At 72.7% G+C, this 3,720-nt stretch carries 4 protein-coding genes; all 4 read right to left on the reverse strand.

All coding sequences use genetic code 11. The features are described from left to right. Positions 1-40: 40 nt before the first annotated feature. From kal to ACFV4N_RS41230, 4 genes are read right to left on the reverse strand one after another with little or no spacing between them, the layout of a single operon-like run. Positions 41-427 (reverse strand): 3-aminobutyryl-CoA ammonia lyase, encoded by a 387-nt coding sequence (gene kal / locus ACFV4N_RS41215; protein WP_499678128.1) that lies wholly within the window; start codon positions 425-427, stop codon positions 41-43. After that, positions 424-1,170, reverse strand: coding sequence for a lysine 5,6-aminomutase subunit beta (gene kamE / locus ACFV4N_RS41220; RefSeq protein WP_499678129.1), 747 nt, complete (start codon positions 1,168-1,170; stop codon positions 424-426). The genes kal and kamE overlap by 4 nt, the downstream gene beginning before the upstream one ends. Further along, positions 1,167-2,804: a lysine 5,6-aminomutase subunit alpha gene (gene kamD, locus ACFV4N_RS41225; protein ID WP_499678130.1), complete on the reverse strand. Its 1,638-nt coding sequence runs from the start codon at positions 2,802-2,804 to the stop codon at positions 1,167-1,169. Before kamD ends, kamE begins: the two co-directional genes overlap by 4 nt. Positions 2,805-2,812: 8 nt before the next feature. After that, positions 2,813-3,559 (reverse strand): toll/interleukin-1 receptor domain-containing protein, encoded by a 747-nt coding sequence (locus ACFV4N_RS41230; protein WP_499678131.1) that lies wholly within the window; start codon positions 3,557-3,559, stop codon positions 2,813-2,815. Between the last annotated feature and the right edge of the window lie 161 nt (positions 3,560-3,720).

The raw sequence follows: 3,720 nt of genomic DNA on the forward strand, positions 1-3,720 counted from the left end.
GCCCTCGACCGCCCCGCCGTCGCTCACCACCGCCGGCCGGTCACGCCGGGGGCGCGACCACCGTGCCCCGCGCCCGCGTGGCCACCACCGGCGGGTCGAGCACGTCGGCCGCCGACGGGCCCCGCTCGGGCGCCGCCCGGCACACCACGCGCAGCTCGAACTCCAGCTCCCGCGACCGGGTGCCCACCCGCACCAGGGTGGCGGTGGCCTCCAGCACGTCACCGGCCCGGACCGGGGCCAGGAACTCCACGCTGGAGTAACCCGCGAACAGCCCCTCGTCGGCGTCGGTCCGGATCAGCAGCTCCGTGGCCACGTCGCCGAACAGGCCCAGCCCGTACGCCCCGTCCACGAGGCTGCCCCCGTAGTGGGCGTGCGAGTGGGGCACGTACCGCCGGTGGGTGACGGCGAAACCCTCGGTCAGGCTCACGCGTTCTCCTTCCGCTTGGACCGCACCGCGTGCACCAGGTAGCTGGCGACCTCGCCGGGCGTGGTGCCGCGCCCGAACACCCGGTCCACGCCCAGCTCGTCCGCCATCAGCGGGTCGAACCGGGGGCCGCCCGCGACCAGCAGCGGCCGCCGCGCCCCCATCGCCTCCCGGAACGCCGCGGACATCTCCCGGGTGTTGAGCACGTGCGCGTCGCGCTGGGTCACCACCTGCGACACCAGCACCGCGTCGGCCTTCTCCGCGCGGGCCCGCCGCACCAGCTCCGGCACCGACACCTGCGCGCCCAGGTTCACCACCCGCAGCTCCCGGTAGTACTCCAGGCCCTTCTCCCCGGCGAAGCCCTTGACGTTGAGGATCGCGTCGATGCCCACGGTGTGCGCGTCGGTACCGATGCAGCCGCCCACCACCACCAGCTTGCGCCGCAGCAGCTTCTTCAGCGCCCCGTTGACCTCCGCGGGCGACAGCAGCGGGTACTCCCGCTCCACCACCCGCACCTCGTCCAGGTCCACGACGTGGCGCACCGAGCCGTAGACGACGAAGAAGGTGAAGTCGGCGCCGATGGGGTGGGAGTGCACCACCATGGCCGGGTCGATGCCCATCTTGTTGGCCAGCTGCTGCGCGGCGCCGTCGGCGCGGGGGCCGAACGGCACGGGCAGCGTGAAGGAGGTCTGCACCATGCCGTCGCCGGTGGTGTCGCCGTAGGGCCGCACGTGCCGCCTGCTCACCGCGCCACCCCCGTCCCCGCCGCCCCTGCCGCCCCGGCGGTCCCGGCTTCGGGTGGCCCGTCCTGCGCCAGGCCCGCCTCCAGCAGCTCCGCGGCCGGGTTGAGGTAGTCCTCCGCCTTCTCCACCACGCCGTCGGCGCCCCTGCCGCCGTCGGCGGGGCGCTTCATCAGGCCGAAGGTGCCCTCGGCGATGGCGGTGAGCAGACCCCGGTCGACGATGCGCTCCAGCAGGTCCACCGCCTCGCCCAGCACCTGGTGGGCGCGCTTGGCGATGAACCCGTCCGGCGCCGGCCGGAAGTCCTCGGCCAGCCCGCCCGCCGCGCCCAGCACGTAGCGGACGTTGGCCAGCGCCAGGTCCCGGTCGGACAGGAACGGGGTCACCACGGCCTCGGTCATCATGCCGACCAGCAGGATCGACTGGCCGGTGAGCACGCCGGCGAGGTTGAAGAACCCGTCGAGCAGGTAGCCGTGGAACACGTCGCCGGTCATGTGCTTGGTCGGCGGCATCCACTTCAGCGGCGCGTCCGGGAACAGCTCCCGGGCCAGCAGCGCGTGCGCCAGCTCCAGCCGGAACGACTCGGGCACCGCCGGGTTGATCTCGAAGGCGTGGCCCAGGCCCAGCAGGTGGTCGGGCAACCCCGCCTCGTGGGCGAAGCGCTCGTTGAGCAGCTGCGACACCGTCACGGTGTGGGCGGCGTCCACGGCGTCGGCGGTGGTGAGGTAGTTGTCCTCGCCGGTGTTGATGATGATCCCGGCGCGGGCGTGGACCTGCCGGGAGAACCGCTGGTCCACGAAGGTGCGCACGGGGTTGATGTCGCGGAACAGGATCCCGTACATCGAGTCGTTGAGCATCATGTCCAGCCGCTGCAGCCCGGCCAGCACGGCGATCTCGGGCATGCACAGGCCCGAGGCGTAGTTGGTCAGCCGCACGTAGCGGCCGACCTCCTTGGACACCTCGTCCAGCGCGGCCCGCATGATGCGGAAGTTCTCCTGGGTGGCGTAGGTGCCGGCGAAACCGTGGTGGGTGGCGCCCTCGGGCACGTAGTCCAGCAGCGACTGGCCGGTGGAGCGGATGACCGCGATGACGTCGGCACCGGCGCGGGCGGCGTTGCCCGCCTGCACGACGTCCTCGTCGATGTCGCCGGTGGCCACGATCAGGTAGATCCACGGCCGCCTCGGCGGGTCGCCCAGCCGGGCCACCAGCCTGTCGCGCTGCGCGCGGTTGCGGTCGACGGTGCGCAGGCCGCGGGTGACCGCGGCGGTGGCGGCCCGGCGGGCGCGGTCCCGGTCGCGGCCGGTGGGCAGCTCGTAGCGGACCTGCCCGGCGGCGGTGGCCTCGGCCAGTTCGGTCAGCGAGGCCAGGCCGTGGCGGCGCAGGGCGTGGAAGACCGGCAGGGCGACGCCGTGCTCCAGGCCGCAGTGCTCGCGCACGGTGTCGACGACCCGGTTGACCCACGGCACGTCGCCCGCGCTGTGGGTGGAGTCCGCGCCGGTGATGCCGGCCAGCCGGAGGGTGGCGCGCTCGACCGCCACCGTGGTGTGGGCCCTGGCCAGGGCCACCACCGGTTCGGCGGCGCGCTCGGCGAGCGCACGGGCCTTCGCGACCACCTTGGGGTCCAGGTCGAGCAACGCCATATCTCAACTCACTCCGTTCCAGCCTCGGCCAGGATCACGTCACGCTGCTCGCGGTAGACGTCGGCGCTGACCCTCCCTTCGGCAAGGGCGAGATCCAAGGCACGCAGCTTCTCCTGCCAGGAGCCTGGGGGGTTCTCGGTCCTGACCACGGGCGGATAGAGCCGCGCTTCCCCCTTCTGAGTCGCCCCGGCCTGCAGCTGCCGGACGATGAGCAGGATTTCGTCCATCACGTCCCGCTCGTCGCGCCGGCTGACCGGACCGTGCTGTGTCGAGCTCGCGTGGTGGAACCGCTCCAGCTCCGCAGCGAACGCGGGCAGGTTCATCCGCAGGGCCCGATCCAGGATGTCCGGTTCCAGTGGGGCGGAGAGCTTCCGGTTCATCTGGTCGACCAGGCGGAACATATCGCGCTCATCGCCCGCGTCTGCCGCCTGGAACTGCGCGAGCGGACCGACGATGTCGCTCTTACGGACGTCGAGCAGCAGGGGCACCAGGCTGGCCTGGCCGACGCTCTTGGAAATCGCGCCCGCCTCGAAGTTGATCCAGGGCGCGCCGAGGTTCTGCCGGGTCAGCACGACGATGCCGAATTCGGCCTCCTCCAGCTCCTTGCCCAGCTCGACCATGTTGCGGCTGCCCTTGGCGATGTCCTCGTCCGACATCCACGGCTTGATCGCCTGGACGACCTGCCGCAGCCAGGTGCGGAGGAACAGGGCGAAGTTCCGCGAGGGCTCACCCGACCAGGAGATGAAGACCTTCACGACAGGGCTCCCCCGTCGAAGACCGTGCGCCCGCGCAGCACGGTCCGCAGGCACGTCGGCGCGGGCCCGTCCAGGGCGGGCAGGGCCGGCACCCGGGAACGCGGGTCGGTCGACCAGCGCTGCACCCGCGAGTCCGGCGCGGCGACCTCCAGCTCGCCCGC

It is taken from the genome of Actinosynnema sp. NPDC059797 (assembly GCF_042732085.1).
In the GTDB taxonomy this organism is placed as follows: domain Bacteria; phylum Actinomycetota; class Actinomycetes; order Mycobacteriales; family Pseudonocardiaceae; genus Actinosynnema.

Coding starts and splice junctions, on each gene's coding strand:
- kamD (WP_499678130.1), bottom strand. CDS start 2,804: ATGGCGTTGCTCGACCTGGACCCCAAGGTGGTCGCGAAGGCCCGTGCG.